Annotated in this window: 14 protein-coding genes and 1 pseudogene; 7 read left to right on the top strand and 8 right to left on the bottom strand. The window is 61.5% G+C overall.

Going from position 1 to position 15,426, the window contains the following annotated elements; translation table 11 throughout:
* Positions 1 to 1,598: pseudogene (locus A8B82_RS21040) on the bottom strand (hypothetical protein); the annotation flags it as partial.
* 215 nt (positions 1,599 to 1,813) lie between these two features.
* Here A8B82_RS21040 and A8B82_RS21045 point away from each other — a divergent pair.
* From A8B82_RS21045 to rfbA, 5 genes are all read left to right on the top strand, one after another.
* Positions 1,814 to 2,851: a DUF2793 domain-containing protein gene (locus A8B82_RS21045; protein ID WP_067297031.1), complete on the top strand. Its 1,038-nt coding sequence runs from the start codon at positions 1,814 to 1,816 to the stop codon at positions 2,849 to 2,851.
* 110 nt (positions 2,852 to 2,961) lie between these two features.
* Positions 2,962 to 3,531, top strand: a complete 570-nt coding sequence (gene rfbC / locus A8B82_RS21050) for a dTDP-4-dehydrorhamnose 3,5-epimerase (RefSeq protein WP_067297034.1) — start codon at positions 2,962 to 2,964, stop codon at positions 3,529 to 3,531.
* Positions 3,528 to 4,568 carry a dTDP-glucose 4,6-dehydratase gene (gene rfbB, locus A8B82_RS21055; RefSeq protein WP_067297035.1) on the top strand — a complete coding sequence of 347 codons (1,041 nt, stop codon included), beginning with the start codon at positions 3,528 to 3,530 and terminating at the stop codon, positions 4,566 to 4,568. The genes rfbC and rfbB overlap by 4 nt, the downstream gene beginning before the upstream one ends.
* Before the next feature lie 23 nt (positions 4,569 to 4,591).
* Positions 4,592 to 5,443 (top strand): dTDP-4-dehydrorhamnose reductase, encoded by an 852-nt coding sequence (rfbD, locus tag A8B82_RS21060; RefSeq protein ID WP_067297038.1) that lies wholly within the window; start codon positions 4,592 to 4,594, stop codon positions 5,441 to 5,443.
* Positions 5,440 to 6,312 carry a glucose-1-phosphate thymidylyltransferase RfbA gene (gene rfbA, locus A8B82_RS21065; RefSeq protein WP_067297040.1) on the top strand — a complete coding sequence of 291 codons (873 nt, stop codon included), beginning with the start codon at positions 5,440 to 5,442 and terminating at the stop codon, positions 6,310 to 6,312. Before rfbD ends, rfbA begins: the two co-directional genes overlap by 4 nt.
* A 169-nt stretch (positions 6,313 to 6,481) precedes the next feature.
* Here the strand turns inward: rfbA and A8B82_RS21070 are convergent, their stop codons facing one another.
* The 4 genes from A8B82_RS21070 to gmd all read right to left on the bottom strand — a co-directional run bounded on the left by A8B82_RS21070 (position 6,482) and on the right by gmd (position 11,324).
* The gene (locus A8B82_RS21070; RefSeq protein WP_067297042.1) at positions 6,482 to 7,921 is read right to left on the bottom strand and encodes a mannose-1-phosphate guanylyltransferase/mannose-6-phosphate isomerase; all 1,440 of its coding nucleotides are present in this window, start codon (positions 7,919 to 7,921) and stop codon (positions 6,482 to 6,484) included.
* A 188-nt stretch (positions 7,922 to 8,109) separates the two neighbouring features.
* Complete coding sequence (locus tag A8B82_RS21075) at positions 8,110 to 9,276, bottom strand: DegT/DnrJ/EryC1/StrS family aminotransferase (RefSeq protein ID WP_067297045.1); 1,167 nt, start codon at positions 9,274 to 9,276, stop codon at positions 8,110 to 8,112.
* Positions 9,273 to 10,202: a GDP-L-fucose synthase family protein gene (locus A8B82_RS21080; RefSeq protein WP_067297047.1), complete on the bottom strand. Its 930-nt coding sequence runs from the start codon at positions 10,200 to 10,202 to the stop codon at positions 9,273 to 9,275. The genes A8B82_RS21075 and A8B82_RS21080 overlap by 4 nt, the downstream gene beginning before the upstream one ends.
* A gap of 3 nt (positions 10,203 to 10,205) precedes the next feature.
* Positions 10,206 to 11,324 carry a GDP-mannose 4,6-dehydratase gene (gmd, locus tag A8B82_RS21085; protein WP_067297050.1) on the bottom strand — a complete coding sequence of 373 codons (1,119 nt, stop codon included), beginning with the start codon at positions 11,322 to 11,324 and terminating at the stop codon, positions 10,206 to 10,208.
* A 120-nt stretch (positions 11,325 to 11,444) separates the two neighbouring features.
* Here gmd and A8B82_RS21090 point away from each other — a divergent pair, with 120 nt between their 5' ends.
* Together A8B82_RS21090 and maiA are read left to right on the top strand one after the other, a co-directional pair.
* Positions 11,445 to 12,137, top strand: coding sequence for a fumarylacetoacetate hydrolase family protein (locus A8B82_RS21090; protein WP_067297053.1), 693 nt, complete (start codon positions 11,445 to 11,447; stop codon positions 12,135 to 12,137).
* A complete protein-coding gene (maiA, locus tag A8B82_RS21095) occupies positions 12,134 to 12,781 on the top strand; it encodes a maleylacetoacetate isomerase (protein ID WP_067297055.1) in 648 nt (215 codons plus the stop codon). Before A8B82_RS21090 ends, maiA begins: the two co-directional genes overlap by 4 nt.
* On the opposite strand, the gene A8B82_RS21100 is transcribed toward maiA, so the two are convergent.
* Genes A8B82_RS21100 through A8B82_RS21110 form a run of 3 tightly spaced genes read right to left on the bottom strand, consistent with a single transcriptional unit; the run spans position 12,774 to position 15,366 of the window.
* On the bottom strand, positions 12,774 to 13,580 hold the full coding sequence (locus tag A8B82_RS21100; protein WP_067297058.1) for an alpha/beta fold hydrolase: 807 nt from the start codon (positions 13,578 to 13,580) through the stop codon (positions 12,774 to 12,776). The genes maiA and A8B82_RS21100 overlap by 8 nt on opposite strands.
* Entirely contained in the window at positions 13,573 to 14,562 is a 990-nt protein-coding gene (locus A8B82_RS21105; protein WP_067297061.1) for a P1 family peptidase, read from the bottom strand. The genes A8B82_RS21100 and A8B82_RS21105 overlap by 8 nt, the downstream gene beginning before the upstream one ends.
* Before the next feature lie 57 nt (positions 14,563 to 14,619).
* The gene (locus A8B82_RS21110) at positions 14,620 to 15,366 is read right to left on the bottom strand and encodes an SDR family oxidoreductase (protein ID WP_067297064.1); all 747 of its coding nucleotides are present in this window, start codon (positions 15,364 to 15,366) and stop codon (positions 14,620 to 14,622) included.
* Positions 15,367 to 15,426 lie beyond the last annotated feature (60 nt).

A 15,426-nucleotide genomic window follows, 5' to 3' on the forward strand; every position in this document is an offset into this window, starting at 1 on the left:
GGTGTCGGTGTCGGTGTCGGTGTCGGTGTCGGTGTCGGTGTCGGGTTGGGCGCTGGGCCGTCGTCATAGGCGTCCGGATCGGTTTCGATCCTGCCGCCCGTGATCAGGTTGAGATGGTTGAAATCCCGTGCGTTCAGTGACCCGCCATTGGCAGAGCGGACCTCGATGATCTCGTTGCCGATGATGAATTCCGCACCCCAACTGCGCTGCTGTATCCGCAGCCCGCCAATACCCGCCAATTGCCCGAAGGCCGACAGGTCAATCCGGTCATATTCGATCTGAAAGTCCCTGATGATATCGCGTGCGCCGTCCTGTGCCAGGATGAACAGATCCCCGCCAGCGCCGCCGGTCAAGGTATCATGCCCGCCGCCGTCCATGACGATGTCGTCACCTGACCCGGCGGCGATGTTGTCAGCGCCGCCTTGCCCCACAAGGACATCGTCGCGGGCCGTACCTGAGAGAGCACCCCCCGAAGCCTGCGCCAACAGGCTGGAACCGAGGTTGGGCAAGTCGACGCTGAACTCCGACAGATAAGGCGCGGCCTGGGTCGAGACCCAGATCCGCAAGCCGTGCGGTGTGGCCATGGCTTCAAGCGCAGTGATCCCGTTCAGCGGGGCCTGTGCTGTGCCTTCCAGGGTCTGGACATGTTGCAGGCGGCCGCCGGGAAGCATCACGAACAGGCTGAGCCCGGCATCGGACCCCGCTGCAAGGATGTAGTCCTGCCCGCTGATGGTGACGCTGGTCACGTGGCTGGCACCGGCGAACCTGGTGTCCAGACCATCGAGCACATGATTCACCGGGCGCAACCCATTCGAGGAGACCTCAAGAACCGTCAATGAATCGCTGCCCGAACTGGCGACAACAACAAATACGCCGCCATCAAGCGTATGGGACACAGCCATCGCGCCGGGCTGATCGACCCAAAGCCCGTCACTGGCGTCCACATCCGTGACATGCCGCATGACACCGCCTGCGTCCTGCCGGAACATGCTGATTGTATCCTCGGCCCCGTAACTGACAAAGGCATAGGTCTGCCCGTTGTGAACTGTGGTGACGATGTCCGTGGCGCGGGCATTGTCCATGGCATTGCCCTGGTTGATCTGTGACATGTTCAGCGTGCTGCCCGCGCCGAATGACAGGTTCACCAGACCGCCGTCGCGCAGGGCGGCCAGCCCGCTGTTGCCGTCGCCGATCAGCTCCATCTCCGAGAAATGGCCAAGGTTCTGACCGTTTGCCGAGACATTGACCGCACCGTCGAATGCCGCCCCCTGGCCGTCGGAATCCAGGCGCAGGCCGTTGAGTGTCGCACTGTTCAGCCCGGCCATGAACAGCTGTGGCCCGTTTGCAGTTTCCCGCAGGACAAGGTCGGTGGATTCCAGCGTGAGATAGCGTTCGGTCAGCGCAAAGGCACCGTCTTGCCGGGTGGCACCCGCTGCGCCGCCGATATCAAAGGCCGTTACCCAGCCGCCACCACGGGTGACGGCATAAAGCATCGTTCCCCCTGCCGTTTGAACCAACTGCAAATCATTGATGCCGACCAATGCCCCCTGCTGCGATGCGATCAGAGGATTCTCCACAGTAAAGACTGCACGTACCATGCCACCAGCTCCCAATTACCCGAGGCCAGTCCTGGCATTGGAACATGGGCGGGGCTGGGAGCGAATGTGGCCATACCGAGGCCGATAAGGCGCATTTTAAAGGTTATCTGTTGCGTCAAATTTGGGTCAAACGGCCGCTGCCCAGCGGCTTGTTTACTTTCGTTTGCCAATCCTCGCGGCGATCGCAATGGACATACCCCGTAAAGGATATTTGGATGCCAGAGACCTCTCCGACCCTCGCGCTGCCTTATCTGCAACCTGCGCAGGCGCAAAAGCATGTCACCCACAATGAAGCGCTGCGCATCCTGGATGCCGTGACGCAATTGTCGGTGCTGAACGCCGACCTGGGCACGCCGCCGGCGATCCCGGCTGATGGGGACCGCTATATCGTGGCTGTTCCCGGTGCAGATGCCTGGGCGGGTCAGGATCACAACATTGCACTGTGGGTGGACGACAGCTGGCAGTTCTTTGTGCCCGCGACAGGGTGGCGTGCGGACATCGCGGGTTCGGGCGCGACCTTGCGTTTCGACGGTGTGGCATGGGTGGCACCCACAGCGCCCGAAATCGACATGCAGAACCTGCCCCTTGTCGGGGTGAATGCCACGGCAGACGCGACAAACCGCCTGACGGTTGCGGCTGATGCGACATTGCTCTCTCATGCAGGCGCGGGCCATCAGCTCAAGATGAACAAGTCGGCCGACAGCGACACCGCCAGCCTGCTGTTTCAAACCGGATTTTCCGGGCGCGCCGAAATGGGGACCGCCGGAGACGATGATTTTGCCATCAAGGTAAGCGCGGATGGCAATACATTCGTGCGCGCCATCCAGGTCGACCGAACCACCGGTTCGGTCACCATTGGTGAGGGTGTAGGCACCCAGACGCTGTCGGTTGTGGCCGAGGATGCACCCAGCGTGCGAGTCCATAATACTGGCGGGATCGGCGGGGCATCATTCATCATGGTGGACGATCCGTCTGGGGGTAACTGGAAATTCAAGATCACGGGCGCTGGCGATTTCAAGCTGCGCGATGAGGCAAACGCCGAGGACGTTCTGAAGATTGACCGCGCGACGATGGTCACCAGCTATTTCGGGCCTGTGCAGCTGGCAAGCTATACAGTGGCAACCCTGCCCGCCGCCGCGACAGCGGGTGCGGGTTCTCAGGTCTTCGTAACGGACGAGACGGGCGGCGCTGTTCCGGCCTTTTCAGACGGCACTGACTGGCGGCGGATGACCGACCGCGCTGTCGTTTCATAGGCGATATTCCCCGGCACTGCCCGAAACTTCGGCAGTGCCGCCACTCGCGCCGTGACATTCTCAGGCCTGCTTGCTAAAGGCTGGGCGATTGAGAATGACGGAGCAATTTCGTGGACTTTATTACTCGGACCAAACTCCCCGGCGTGGTCTTGCTGAACCCACCGCGTTTTGGCGATAACCGGGGCTTCTTTTCTGAAAGCTGGAATCGCAAAAAGCTTGCTGATCAGGGCATTGACCTTGACTTCGTTCAGGACAACCATTCGGTTTCCGCTGCCGTGAATACGGTGCGCGGGCTGCATTTCCAGTCCCCGCCACATGCGCAGGACAAGCTGGTGCGATGTGGACGCGGCGCGCTTTTCGACGTGGCCGTCGATATCCGCAAGGGCAGCCCGACATTTGGCCAATGGGTCGGATACGAGCTGACCGCCGAGAACGGGTTGCAGCTATTGATTCCGGCGGGGTTCCTGCATGGTTTCGCCACCCGGGCACCGGATACGGAAATCATCTACAAGTGCAGCGATTATTACGCGCCGGAATGTGACGGTGCCGTGCGCTTTGATGACCCTGACATCGGGATCGACTGGGGGCTGAGCGGCGGTGCCGTTCTGTCCGAGAAGGATGGCAAGGCCCCGCTACTCGCAGATTTTGAGACCCCGTTCGAATTTGAAGGTGCAGCATGAAGATCATGGTAACCGGCGGTGCCGGTTTCATCGGCTCTGCTGTTGTGCGTCTTGCCGTGGCGCGCGGTCATGAGGTCGTCAATCTGGACGCGCTGACCTACGCGGGATGCCTCGAAAATCTCGACAGTATCAAGGACAGTCCGCTTTATGCGTTCGAGCAGGTGGATATTCGGGACCGTCCGGCACTCGATGCGGCCTTTTCCAAACATGCGCCTGACGCGGTGATGCATCTGGCAGCGGAAAGCCATGTCGACCGGTCCATCGACGGACCCGGCGATTTTGTCGAAACCAACATCACCGGGACCTACAACATGCTTGAGGCTGCCCGCGCCTGTTGGGTGACGGCGGGCAAGCCGGAGGAGTTCCGGTTTCACCACATTTCCACCGACGAGGTGTTCGGGTCGCTGGGTGAAACAGGCATGTTCACCGAGGACACACCCTATGACCCGCGCTCGCCCTATTCCGCCTCCAAGGCGTCGAGCGACCATCTGGTGCGGGCCTGGCACGAAACCTATGGATTGCCGGTCGTCCTGACCAATTGCTCGAACAACTACGGGCCGTTCCATTTTCCGGAAAAGCTGATCCCCGTGATCATCCTGAACGCTTTGGCGGGCAAGCCGCTGCCGGTCTACGGTCAGGGGATCAACGTGCGGGACTGGCTTTTTGTCGAGGATCACGCGGACGCTCTCTTGCTTGTGCTGGAAAAGGGCGTGTTGGGCCGAAGCTATAACATCGGGGGCGAGAACGAGGCCCGCAACATTGATATCGTCAGGAAAATCTGCGGTATCCTGGATGAGAAACGGCCAAAGGCCACCAGGTACGAAGAGCAGATTGCCTTTGTCGAGGATCGTGCAGGACATGATCTGCGCTATGCGATTGACCCCACACGCATCAGGACGGAACTGGGCTGGCGGCCCTCCGTCACGCTGGACGAGGGGCTGGAGCGGACAGTGCAGTGGTATCTCGATAACGAGGACTGGTGGCGCGCGTTGCAGGCCCGCGCGGGCGTCGGTGAACGGCTGGGCGTCAAAGGCTGAACCAACCATCGGAAGGAAGCCATATGACCATTCTTGTTTTTGGTGAAACCGGCCAGGTCGCGCGGGAACTGGCCCTGCTGGACGGGACGAAATGCGTGGGGCGGGCAGGTGCGGATCTTGCCTTTCCCGACGCCTGTGCGACCCTTATCAAGGCGGAACGCCCCCGTGCCGTGATCAACGCGGCAGCCTATACCGCCGTGGACAAGGCCGAGAGTGACGAGGCGCTGGCCGCTGTTGTGAACGCCGACAGCCCCGGTGCCATGGCGCGGGCCTGCGCCGAACTGGGCATTCCCTTTGTCCAGATCTCGACGGATTATGTGTTCGAGGGGGGCGGCACCCGGCCCTGGGCACCTGACGACCAGACCGGCCCGCTAAGCGCCTATGGCCGTACAAAATGCGCGGGCGAGGAAGCCGTCCGGGCGGCAGGCGGCACGCATGCAATCCTGCGCACTTCCTGGGTTGTTTCGGCGCATGGCAACAACTTTGTAAAGACCATGTTGCGGCTTGGGGCCGAGCGCGACGCCCTTACCATCGTGGCGGACCAGATTGGCGGACCTACAGGCGCACGGGAAATCGCCGCTGCCTGCCATGCCATCGCCGGACAACTGGCGGCTGACCCTGAAAAGACGGGGACCTACCATTTTTCAGGCGCACCCGATTGCAGTTGGGCAGATTTTGCGCGAGCGATCTTTGACAAGGCGGGATTGTCCTGCGAGGTCAAGGACATCCCCTCCTCAGATTACCCGACCCCGGCAGTCCGCCCGTTGAATTCGCGTATGGATTGTTCCGAGACAGAGCGCCGTTTTGGCATTTCGCGGCCCGATTGGCAGGCCACACTCACGCATATTTTAGAAGATATTGGAGCATCCAGATGACACAGCGCAAAGGTATTATTCTTGCCGGCGGTTCGGGCACGCGCCTGTACCCGATCACCATGGGCGTCAGCAAGCAGTTGCTGCCGATCTACGACAAGCCGATGATCTATTATCCGATCTCTGTCCTGATGCTGGCCGGGATCAGGGAAATCGCGATGATCACCACGCCGCAGGATCAGGATCAGTTCAAACGCACCCTGGGCGACGGCAGCCAGTGGGGTATTTCGCTGACCTATATCACCCAACCCAGCCCGGACGGGTTGGCGCAGGCCTATATCCTGGCCGAAGATTTTCTGGACGGTGCGCCATCGGCGATGGTTCTGGGGGACAACATCTTTTTCGGTCACGGGTTGCCCGAACTGCTGGCCGACGCAGATGCGCAGGAAAGCGGCGGGACCGTCTTTGGATACCATGTGTCCGACCCTGAACGCTATGGCGTGGTGGGTTTCAACAAGGATGGCGTGGCGCAATCCATTATCGAAAAGCCGGAAAAGCCCGCCTCCAATTACGCGGTGACAGGGCTTTATTTCCTGGACGCCGACGCGCCAAAGCTGGCCCGGCAGGTCAAGCCGTCAGAGCGTGGCGAGCTGGAAATCACCACCTTGCTTGAGATGTATCTGGCCAAGGGGGAACTGCGGGTGAACCGCATGGGGCGCGGTTATGCCTGGCTGGATACCGGCACCCATGCGAGCCTGTTGGATGCGGGAAATTTCGTGCGGACGCTGACCACCCGGCAGGGTTTGCAGACCGGTTGCCTGGAAGAGATCGCGCATGATCTGGGCTGGATCGACGATTCAAAACTGGCTGAACGGGCCGAGCTTTTCCGCAAGAACGGCTATGGTGCCTATTTGGCGGCCTTGCTGAAATAGGGCCAATTCTGAACCCGGCCCAGTATCCTGCCGCAGGGACCTTGATGCTTGTGCCTGCCACCTTCTGCCTCCAAGCAAATGAAGACATGTCAAAAATGACATGTCTTCATTTGTGAATGAGAGCCCAGCATTGAGGCTTCATTGACAACAGCCCGCGTTGTGCTCTGGCCTAACCCTTTGCGCCCTGGCCGCGCGCATAGACGTCCTCGTAGCGCACAATGTCGTCTTCGCCCAGATAGCTTCCGGTCTGCACCTCGATCAGCTCCATCGGCACCTTGCCGGGGTTTTCCATCCTGTGAACAGCCCCGAGCGGGATGTAGACGGACTCGTTTTCGCAGACCAGTTGCACCTTGTCGTCGATCGTAACCTTTGCCGTTCCGGCGACCACGATCCAATGTTCCGACCGATGCACATGGCTTTGCAGGCTCAGCGCGGCACCGGGGGTCACCACGATGCGCTTGACCTGGAACCGCCCGCCCAGGATCAGGGTTTCGAAAAAGCCCCAGGGGCGGTGATCCTTGGGAAAGGTATCGGCCTGGGGAATATCACGCCTGCGCATTTCCTTGACCACATTGCCAACATCGGCCACCCGGTCCCGGTGGGCGATCAGCACCGCGTCCGGCATTGCCACCGCAACGATCCCGTCCAGGCCCAGCCCGACGATCTGCTGCGCCTCGTTTTCAGACCGCAAAAGGCTGTCCTTGCAATCAATCGCCAGCGCCGCACCCTGCAAGGCGACGCCATCCGCATCGGTCTGGGCATGTTGATGCACCGCCGTCCAACCGCCAAGATCGGACCAATCGCCGTGATGTTCGATCACGCTGAGGTTGCTCACCTTTTCCATGATCGCGAAATCAACGGAAATGTCTTCGCACCGCGCCCATGCCTCGGGATCGAGGCGCAGAAAGCCCAGATCGGGCCTGGCGGCATCAACGGCGGCCTGCACATGCTTCAGCATCTCGGGGGCGTGGGTCGCATAGGCATCCACCAGCGTTCTGGCGGTGTACATGAAAATGCCCGCGTTCCACAGGTAGCCCCCGGTCTCCAGCATCCGCTGCGCCTCTGCCAGCTTGGGCTTTTCGACAAAGCGTTTCAGCGGCACCACTGATGCACTGTCGCCTTCGCCCACTTCAAGGTAGCCATAGCCGGTTTCCGGGCGGTCGGGTCTGATCCCGAAGGTCACGATCTGCCCTGCCAAAGCCGCCGCCACACCGCGCTGCACGCTTTCGCGGAACTTTTCCGCCTGTGTGATGTAGTGGTCAGAGGGGGCCGCGAGCATCAGGGTGTCGGGGTTGGATTGCATCTGCACAAGCGCCGCCGCCAGCAGGGCGGGTGCCGTGTTGCGCGCCTGCGGTTCGATCAGCACGGCACCGGGATCAAGGCCCGCATCGGCAAGCTGCTGCGTCGCGATAAAACGGAAATCCGAATTCGTCACGATCATCGGCGCGGCATAGCCCGGACCTGACAATCGCGTGGTTGACTGCTGATACAAGCTGCCCTCACCGATCAGGGCGATGAATTGCTTGGGGAAACTCTTGCGGGAAACGGGCCAAAGCCGCGTTCCCGAGCCTCCGCAAAGGATAACCGGCGTGATCTCCTGTGCTGTCATCGCATCGTCCTCGTCGTTGTTCCGGGCGACCTTAACCCGTCCAAAGCGGCGGGAATATGGCGTGGCGACCGGCCTGCGGAATTTGTTGCAAACTGCGCCTTTCCGACCCTGAACTGTTCACGCATTGGAAACAATCGGAACAAAGGCGGTTGGCGATCAACAATTGGCGAACCCGCTGTTTCGAGCGCCTATAGTTTGGCCAGTTCCTTGATCGCCTCTGGCAGGGGATAGTGATGGTTGCCGACAAAAAGCCCGTTGGCGTCGATATAATCCGCATTTGCCAGCGCGCCGTGAATCTCGTGTTCAATGTGCTGCATGACCTCGTTCTTGGCAAAGTTTCCGGCCACGATGGGGCGGCATTCAAAGCCCCTTTCCCCCAATTCACGCACCATCTGCGCCCGCGTCCCGGCGTGTTCCTCCCGCAGGACCAGCGAAAAGCCGAACCAGCTTGATCTGCCGATCTCGCGCTGGATCATGAAACGCGGATGCCCTTCCAGCGCCTCCTGCAATAACGCGCCATTGGCCTGCCGCCCTTCGATCAGCCCCGGCAGTTTCCTGATCTGCTCACGCCCCAGCGCGCCCGACATTTCCAGCGGACGCAGGTTGTATCCCGGCAGGACAAAGCGAAAGCTCTCTTCAAAGGGATCGTCCGACTTTTCGCCGGTGACGTGGTTGAACTTGGGCAGATTTCGGGTCCAGCCATGGGCGCGCAGCGACAGCATGACGTGGTACAGTTCCTCGTCGTCGGTGACGACCATCCCGCCCTCCATGGTCGAGATGTGATGCGAGAAGAAGGACGAATAGCTGCCCATCACACCAAAGGTGCCCGCCTGCTTGCCCTCGAACGTCGCGCCCATGGATTCGCAATTGTCTTCGATCATCACGATGCCGCGCGGTTCTGTCAGGGCCTTGAGCCGGGCAAAGTCATTGGGGTTGCCCAGCAGGTTCACCACCATCAGCGCGCGCGTCTTGTCGGTGATCGCGGCCTCCAGCGCATCAAGATCGTAGTTCAACGTCTCGCGGTCGATGTCCACGAACTTCAGCCGCAGGCCATATTGCGACAGCGGGTAATAGGTGGTGGACCAACTGACCGCCGGCACAATCACCTCGTCACCCCGGTTCAGTTTCAGCGCGGGGTTTTTGGTATAGAACAGCGCCGCCGTCATCAGCAGGTTTGCAGAAGACCCTGAATTGACCATGACCGCGAATTTCGAGCCGAACAAATCGGCGAACTCTGCCTCATAGGCCCGAACCTCCGGCCCCATGGAGAACATGTCGGATTTGATGACCCGGTCGATGGCGGCATATTCCGCGTCATCCCAGGACGACGTGGCAAGGGGGTAGGTAAAGCTCATGACGCGTAATGCTCCAGGTAATGGCGATAGGTCTTGGCGATCCCGTCGCGCAATGTGGTCGGGGCCTGCCAGCCCCAGGCAGTCTGCCGGTCGGTGGCGCAGAGTTTCTGTTTCATGCCGACAGGGCGGGACAGGTCGTGGGTGAAAGTCCCCTCCCAGCCGATCACCCCGGCGACGGTTGCGTAATAATCGTTGATCGAATGATCATGACCCAACCCGATGTTCATGGCGCCGGGCAGGGCTGCGGGATCATCCACCGCCTTCCATACCGCATCGGCCAGATCGCCCGCATACATGAATTCGCGCCGCGCGGTGCCGTCGCCCCAGATCTCGACCGTGTCGGCCCCGGTCTGTTTTGCCGTGTGAACCTTGTGAATGATCGCAGGCAGCAGGTGCGACGCCTTCGGGTCGAACTTGTCATATGGGCCATAGAGATTGCAGGGGATCAGCGTCTTGTATTGCGCTTGCGGATCTTCCGCGCGGATATAGTCACACAGCTTCATCGCCATGATCTTGGCAATGGCATAGCCTTCGTTGGTGGGTTCCAGCGGCCCGGTAAGGATGGTTTCCTCGCGCAGGGGGTTCTGCCCCTCTGCCGGATACATGCAGGTGGAGGCGAGGTTGATCAGCCGCGCCACCCCGGCGGCACGCGCGCCCATGATCACATTGCGCCCGATGGCGATGTTCTGCTCAAGAAACGCCACCGGATGCGCCATGTTCGCCTGGATACCCCCCACACGCCCCGCCGCATGGACGATCACGTCGGGCTGCTGCGTGGCGATGTAATTGGCGGTCTGGCGGGCATCTGTCAGGTCGACCTCGGCGGAGCCGGGGGCCAGCACCTCCCAGCCGGACGCGGCCGCATGGTCGCGGATGTTCCGGCCCACCATGCCGCCACCGCCGGTCAGAAAGAGCTTTCGGGCCATGCCTCAATCCTCGCGCGACATCTGCGGATCATAGCCATGATCCTTCAGCACCCGCTCGCGCCGGGCATTGCGCAGGTCGTTCGCGACCATTTCGGCACACATCTCCTGCGCGGTGATCTGCGGCACCCAGCCCAGCTTGGCCTTGGCCTTGGACGGATCGCCCAACAGCGTTTCCACCTCAGCCGGGCGGAAATAACGCGGGTCGATGCGGAAAATCACATCACCCTCACGCAGCGCCGGGGCCTTGTCGCCGGTGATTTTGTCAACGATGCCGATCTCGTCAATGCCGCTGCCTTCGAACCGCAGGGTCAGGCCCAGTTCGGCGGCGGACCATTCGATGAACTGGCGCACGGAATACTGCACACCGGTGGCGATCACATAATCCTCGGGCCTGTCCTGCTGCAACATCATCCACTGCATCCGCACGTAATCCTTGGCATGGCCCCAGTCCCGCAGCGCGTCGATGTTGCCCATGTACAGGCACGGCTCAAGCCCCTGCGCGATATTGGACAAACCGCGCGTGATCTTCCGGGTGACAAAGGTTTCGCCCCGGCGCGGGCTCTCGTGATTGAACAGGATGCCGTTGCAGGCGTACATTCCATAGGCCTCGCGGTAGTTCACCGTGATCCAATAGGCGTACATCTTGGCCACCGCATAGGGGCTGCGGGGATGAAACGGAGTTGTTTCGGTCTGCGGGGTCTCCTGCACCAGTCCATACAACTCGGACGTCGACGCCTGATAGAACCGTGTCTTCTGGTCCATCTTGAGGAAACGGATGGCCTCCAGCAGGCGCAGGGCCCCGTTGGCGTCTACATCGGCGGTATATTCCGGGGCCTCGAAGCTGACTGCAACATGGCTTTGCGCGCCCAGATTATAGACCTCATCGGGCTGCACCTCGGCAATAATCCGCGTGATGTTCGAGGTATCGGTCAGATCGCCGTAATGCAGGTGAAAATTGCGGTTCCGCTCGTGCGGGTCCTGAAAGATATGGTCGATCCGCTGGGTGTTGAACAAGGACGCGCGGCGCTTGATCCCGTGTACCTCATAGCCTTTTTCCAGCAGGAGTTCGGCCAGATATGAGCCGTCCTGCCCTGTGACGCCGGTGATGAGTGCTTTTTTCATGTGACTTTCCTGCCGTATCTTTCTGCCCTTCTATGGCATCGGGTGGCATAGGCCAATACGCGCGCCATTGACGATGCCTGATACTCGGTGTTCGTTGTACCCAACCAAAGGAGCCTTGCCATGTATGTAATTGATCCCCCCAAGCAAGCCAGCCTTGCGGTTCAGGGCAGCGAAGCCCGGTTTCCGATCCGGCGGATATTCTGCGTCGGTCGAAACTACGAAGCGCATGCCCGCGAGATGGGCAAGGACCCGACACGCGAGGCGCCGTTCTTTTTCACAAAGCCCGCAGATGCGGCGCTGGATACGCCCTGCACGATCCCCTATCCGCTGCTGACGGAAAATCTGCATTACGAAATCGAGTTGATTATTGCCATCGGCAAGGGCGGCGTGCGGATTGCCGAAGCTGACGTGATGGATCATGTCTGGGGCGCATCCGTGGGTCTGGACATGACGCGCCGCGATCTGCAAACCGAGGCCAAGGATATGGGCCGTCCCTGGGACTGGGGCAAGGCATTCGACGACTCCGCACCGATTGCCCCGATCAAGCCACTGGCGGATGTCCCCAGCGTCGAGACGGGGCGCATCTGGCTGGCCGTGAACGGCAAGGTTCAGCAGGACGCGGACCTGTCCGATCTGATCTGGTCGGTGCGTGAACATGTCTCGATCCTGAGCCATGCCATGGTGCTGGCACCGGGTGACGTGATCATGACCGGCACGCCCGCTGGCGTGGGGGCTGTGGTCACCGGTGACGTGATCACTGGCGGAGTCGAGGGCATCGGCGAGTTGGAAGTCACGATCGGCGCGCGCGCATGAGCGATCTGATCCTGCATAACTATTTTCGGTCCTCCTCCTCCGTGCGGGTCCGGGCCGCGCTGAACCTCAAGGGGCTCGACTATGACTACGTGCCGCATGCCCTGCTGAAGGGAGAGCAAACCAGCGCCGAACATCTGGCGCTGAACCCGTCGGGGCTGGTCCCGACGCTGGTAACGCCGCAGGGCGCGCTGCCGCAATCGCTGGCGATCCTCGAATGGCTGGACGAGGTGTATCCCGAACCGCCGCTTTTACCGGCTGATCCTTGGGGCAGGGCGCGGGTGCGCAGCCTGTCGCAGATCGTCGCGCTGGACATCCACCCGGTCAACAATCTGCGCATCCTCCAGCATCTTGAGGCTGAATTCGGCGTGGATGCGGCGGGCAAGGCTGCGTGGTTCTGCAAATGGGCCGGGGCGGGCATGCAGGCGCTTGAGACGCGGCTGGCCGCAGAGCCGGAGACCGGAAAATTCTGCCATGGCGATACCGTGGGGCTGGCCGATCTGTGCCTCTATGCGCAGGTTTTGAACAACGTGCGGTTCAGGGTGGACATGAGCAACTGCCCGAACATCCTGCGGATCCACGAAAATTGCATGGCGATCCCCGCGCTGGAGCAGGCCACGCCACCGCACCAGCCGGATGCTATCTGATCGAATGCTCTGAAAGGAAATCGAGCAGCCGGGATGCCACATCTTTTGGCGCGTCCCAGATGATCGAGTGACCGGCATTCTCAATGGTGATTTCGGTCTTGTTCCCGATGCCGTCGAAACCCGGTTTCGCCAATGCGGGCGGCACAAGGACATCCTGCGCGGCATAGAAGATCAACGTCGGGCAGGTGATGTCTGCAAGGCCCGCCTCTGGTCGGAACTTACTGAACGCGTCCATCTGATGCGCCATCGCTTCGGCGGATTGTGCATGGGGATAGGCCAAAGCGGCTTCAAGCGCGGCGCCGACATTTCCGGGATCGGTAAAGAACGCAGGCCCGAAGATCCAGGGGTAGAGCGCGCGCAGCCATGCTTCCTCGCCCTTTGGCATCCGGCGGATCGCCAGCAGCGCGTCGAACACCGCCGTTGTGCGCGGGCTGCGCACCCGACCGGAGGCCATGATGGTTGCGGTTGCAACCCGGTCCGCGAACAGACCGGCAAGCTCAAGCGTCATCAGCCCGCCCATCGAATGTCCTGCCACATTGAATCGGGCATGCCCCAGATGATCCATCAGCGCGATCACGTCGCGGACCATCAGGTCCATTGTTGCCGGTGCATCCTTTGGCGTTGTGCGCCCGGTGCTGCGGTTATCCGGGCGGATCACCGTGAACCTGTCGCGCAGCAGCGGCACAAGGGGTGTCCAGGCGGCATTGTCGCTGAGCATGCCTGCGAGCAGGACCAGCGGCGGCCCGTTGCCCTCGACCTCGTAATGCAGCGACAGGTCGTTCAGCACGAGGTCAGGCATTCAGATCGCTCCAGCAGGGCAGCAGGTCACCGGGGCGCGGCGACGCGTGAAAGATGGCGCGCGCGATGGCGCGGGACAGGCACAAGGCGGCGGCATGGCCGATCATCATGACGTCACCGGCGGTGCCGCCCCCGGTGCTGAGCGCAAAGACAAGATCGCCGTCATGGGGCGTATGCGCCGGGACCGTCGCGCGCCCGATGCCGTCATGTGCCGCAACAGCAACGCGGTGGCACTGCGCCTTGGTCAGCGCGGCATCGGTGGCGACAATCGCGATGGTGGTGTTTTCGCGCGGCGACTGCGCGCGCATCTTCCGGCTGTCCAGCGTCATGCCAAGGCCGCTGGCAGGATCTGGCCCCAGACCGCCGAATTCGCCCGCAATCTCGAAGGGTGCGGCATAGAAATGCCGGTCCCCCGGCGTGGTCACAGCCCCGACCGGATTGGCGGCGACCAGCGCGCCCACTGTACTGCCATCCGGCAGCACAAGAGAGGCAGAGCCAAGACCCCCCTTCATCATCGCGCTCAGCGCTCCGGTGCCTGCACCGATTGTGCCCAGTGCAAAATCCTGCGCGACGACGTCGAAGGCCTGCCGCCCCAGCGCGCGGTACGGGTTGTCGCACCAGGTCTTGTTCCCGCCATTCAGCAGGTCGAACAGGATCGCCCCCGGCACCAGCGGGATGACGGCACCGCCCACCTGAAACCCGCGCCCCGCCGCGCGCAACCCGTCAACCACGCCGGAACAGGCGTCGAGCCCGAATGCGGAGCCGCCCGAGAGCACCAGCGCCTCCACCGCTTCGACGGTCTTGTCCGGGGCGAGCATATCGGTCTCGCGGGTGCCGGGGGCACCGCCCATCACATGTACCGACGCGGTAAAAGGTGCATCCCCCACAACCACGGTGGTGCCGGATTTCAGCACCTCGTCCTGCGCGTTGCCGACCCAAAGGCCGGGGACATCCGTGATAAGGTTTCTGGGGCCGATGTTCATGGCGCGCGCCTGCTTTGGTTCGGGGTGTTCAGAAGTCGCAAGGTCAGGCGGTACAACTCATATGCAGCGGCCGCCGTCAACTTCCATGGCGACACCGGTGATCATGCTGGCCTCGTCCGAGCACAGGAACAGTGCTGCATTGCCCATGTCCTGCGGGGTCGAGAACCGGCCAAGCGGGATGGTGGACAGGAATTTGGCCCGAATTTCCGGCGTGTCCTCGCCCATGAAGCTTTTCAGCAGCGGCGTTTCCCCAGCGACAGGGTTCAGCGCGTTCACCCGGATGCCCTTGGGCGCAAGCTCTACCGCCATCGTCTTGGTCGCGGTGATCATCCATCCCTTCGACGCATTGTACCAGTTCAGGTTCGGACGGGGTGAGACACCGGCGGTGGAGGCAATGTTGAGGATCGCACCTGACGCACGTTCCTTCATATGCGGCACCAATGCGCGGGCGGTCAGATAGACCGACTTCATGTTCACGTTGAACACCCGGTCAAAATCCTCTTCGGACACTTCATCAAGCGGGGTCGGCAGGTGGGTCACACCGGCATTGTTGATCAGGATGTCCACATGGCCCCATTCCTCGACCGCAGTGCGGCACATGTCGTTGACGGAAAGGCCATCGCTGACGTCCACGGTCTGTGCCATGGCGTGATCGCCCATTTCCCGCGCGAGATCGCTTGCGGCAGAGCCGTTCAGATCGGCGATCATGACGCGCGCACCGTCTTGCAGGAAACGGCGCACGATGCCGGCCCCGAACCCGGAGGCACCGCCGGTGATGATGGCTGTCTTTCCGGTCAATCTCATGGCATGGGCTCCTTTGGCTGGATCACGACCCTACTGTGCCGCCTGTCGGAACGCTTGCCA

This window comes from Sulfitobacter sp. EhC04 (genome assembly GCF_001650875.1).
GTDB lineage: Bacteria > Pseudomonadota > Alphaproteobacteria > Rhodobacterales > Rhodobacteraceae > Sulfitobacter.

Coding starts and splice junctions, on each gene's coding strand:
- A8B82_RS21090 (WP_067297053.1), top strand. CDS start 11,445: ATGTATGTAATTGATCCCCCCAAGCAAGCCAGCCTTGCGGTTCAGGGC.
- maiA (WP_067297055.1), top strand. CDS start 12,134: ATGAGCGATCTGATCCTGCATAACTATTTTCGGTCCTCCTCCTCCGTG.
- A8B82_RS21045 (WP_067297031.1), top strand. CDS start 1,814: ATGCCAGAGACCTCTCCGACCCTCGCGCTGCCTTATCTGCAACCTGCG.
- A8B82_RS21080 (WP_067297047.1), bottom strand. CDS start 10,202: ATGGCCCGAAAGCTCTTTCTGACCGGCGGTGGCGGCATGGTGGGCCGG.
- rfbB (WP_067297035.1), top strand. CDS start 3,528: ATGAAGATCATGGTAACCGGCGGTGCCGGTTTCATCGGCTCTGCTGTT.
- rfbA (WP_067297040.1), top strand. CDS start 5,440: ATGACACAGCGCAAAGGTATTATTCTTGCCGGCGGTTCGGGCACGCGC.
- rfbD (WP_067297038.1), top strand. CDS start 4,592: ATGACCATTCTTGTTTTTGGTGAAACCGGCCAGGTCGCGCGGGAACTG.
- gmd (WP_067297050.1), bottom strand. CDS start 11,324: ATGAAAAAAGCACTCATCACCGGCGTCACAGGGCAGGACGGCTCATAT.
- A8B82_RS21100 (WP_067297058.1), bottom strand. CDS start 13,580: ATGCCTGACCTCGTGCTGAACGACCTGTCGCTGCATTACGAGGTCGAG.
- A8B82_RS21105 (WP_067297061.1), bottom strand. CDS start 14,562: ATGAACATCGGCCCCAGAAACCTTATCACGGATGTCCCCGGCCTTTGG.
- A8B82_RS21075 (WP_067297045.1), bottom strand. CDS start 9,276: ATGAGCTTTACCTACCCCCTTGCCACGTCGTCCTGGGATGACGCGGAA.
- A8B82_RS21110 (WP_067297064.1), bottom strand. CDS start 15,366: ATGAGATTGACCGGAAAGACAGCCATCATCACCGGCGGTGCCTCCGGG.
- A8B82_RS21070 (WP_067297042.1), bottom strand. CDS start 7,921: ATGACAGCACAGGAGATCACGCCGGTTATCCTTTGCGGAGGCTCGGGA.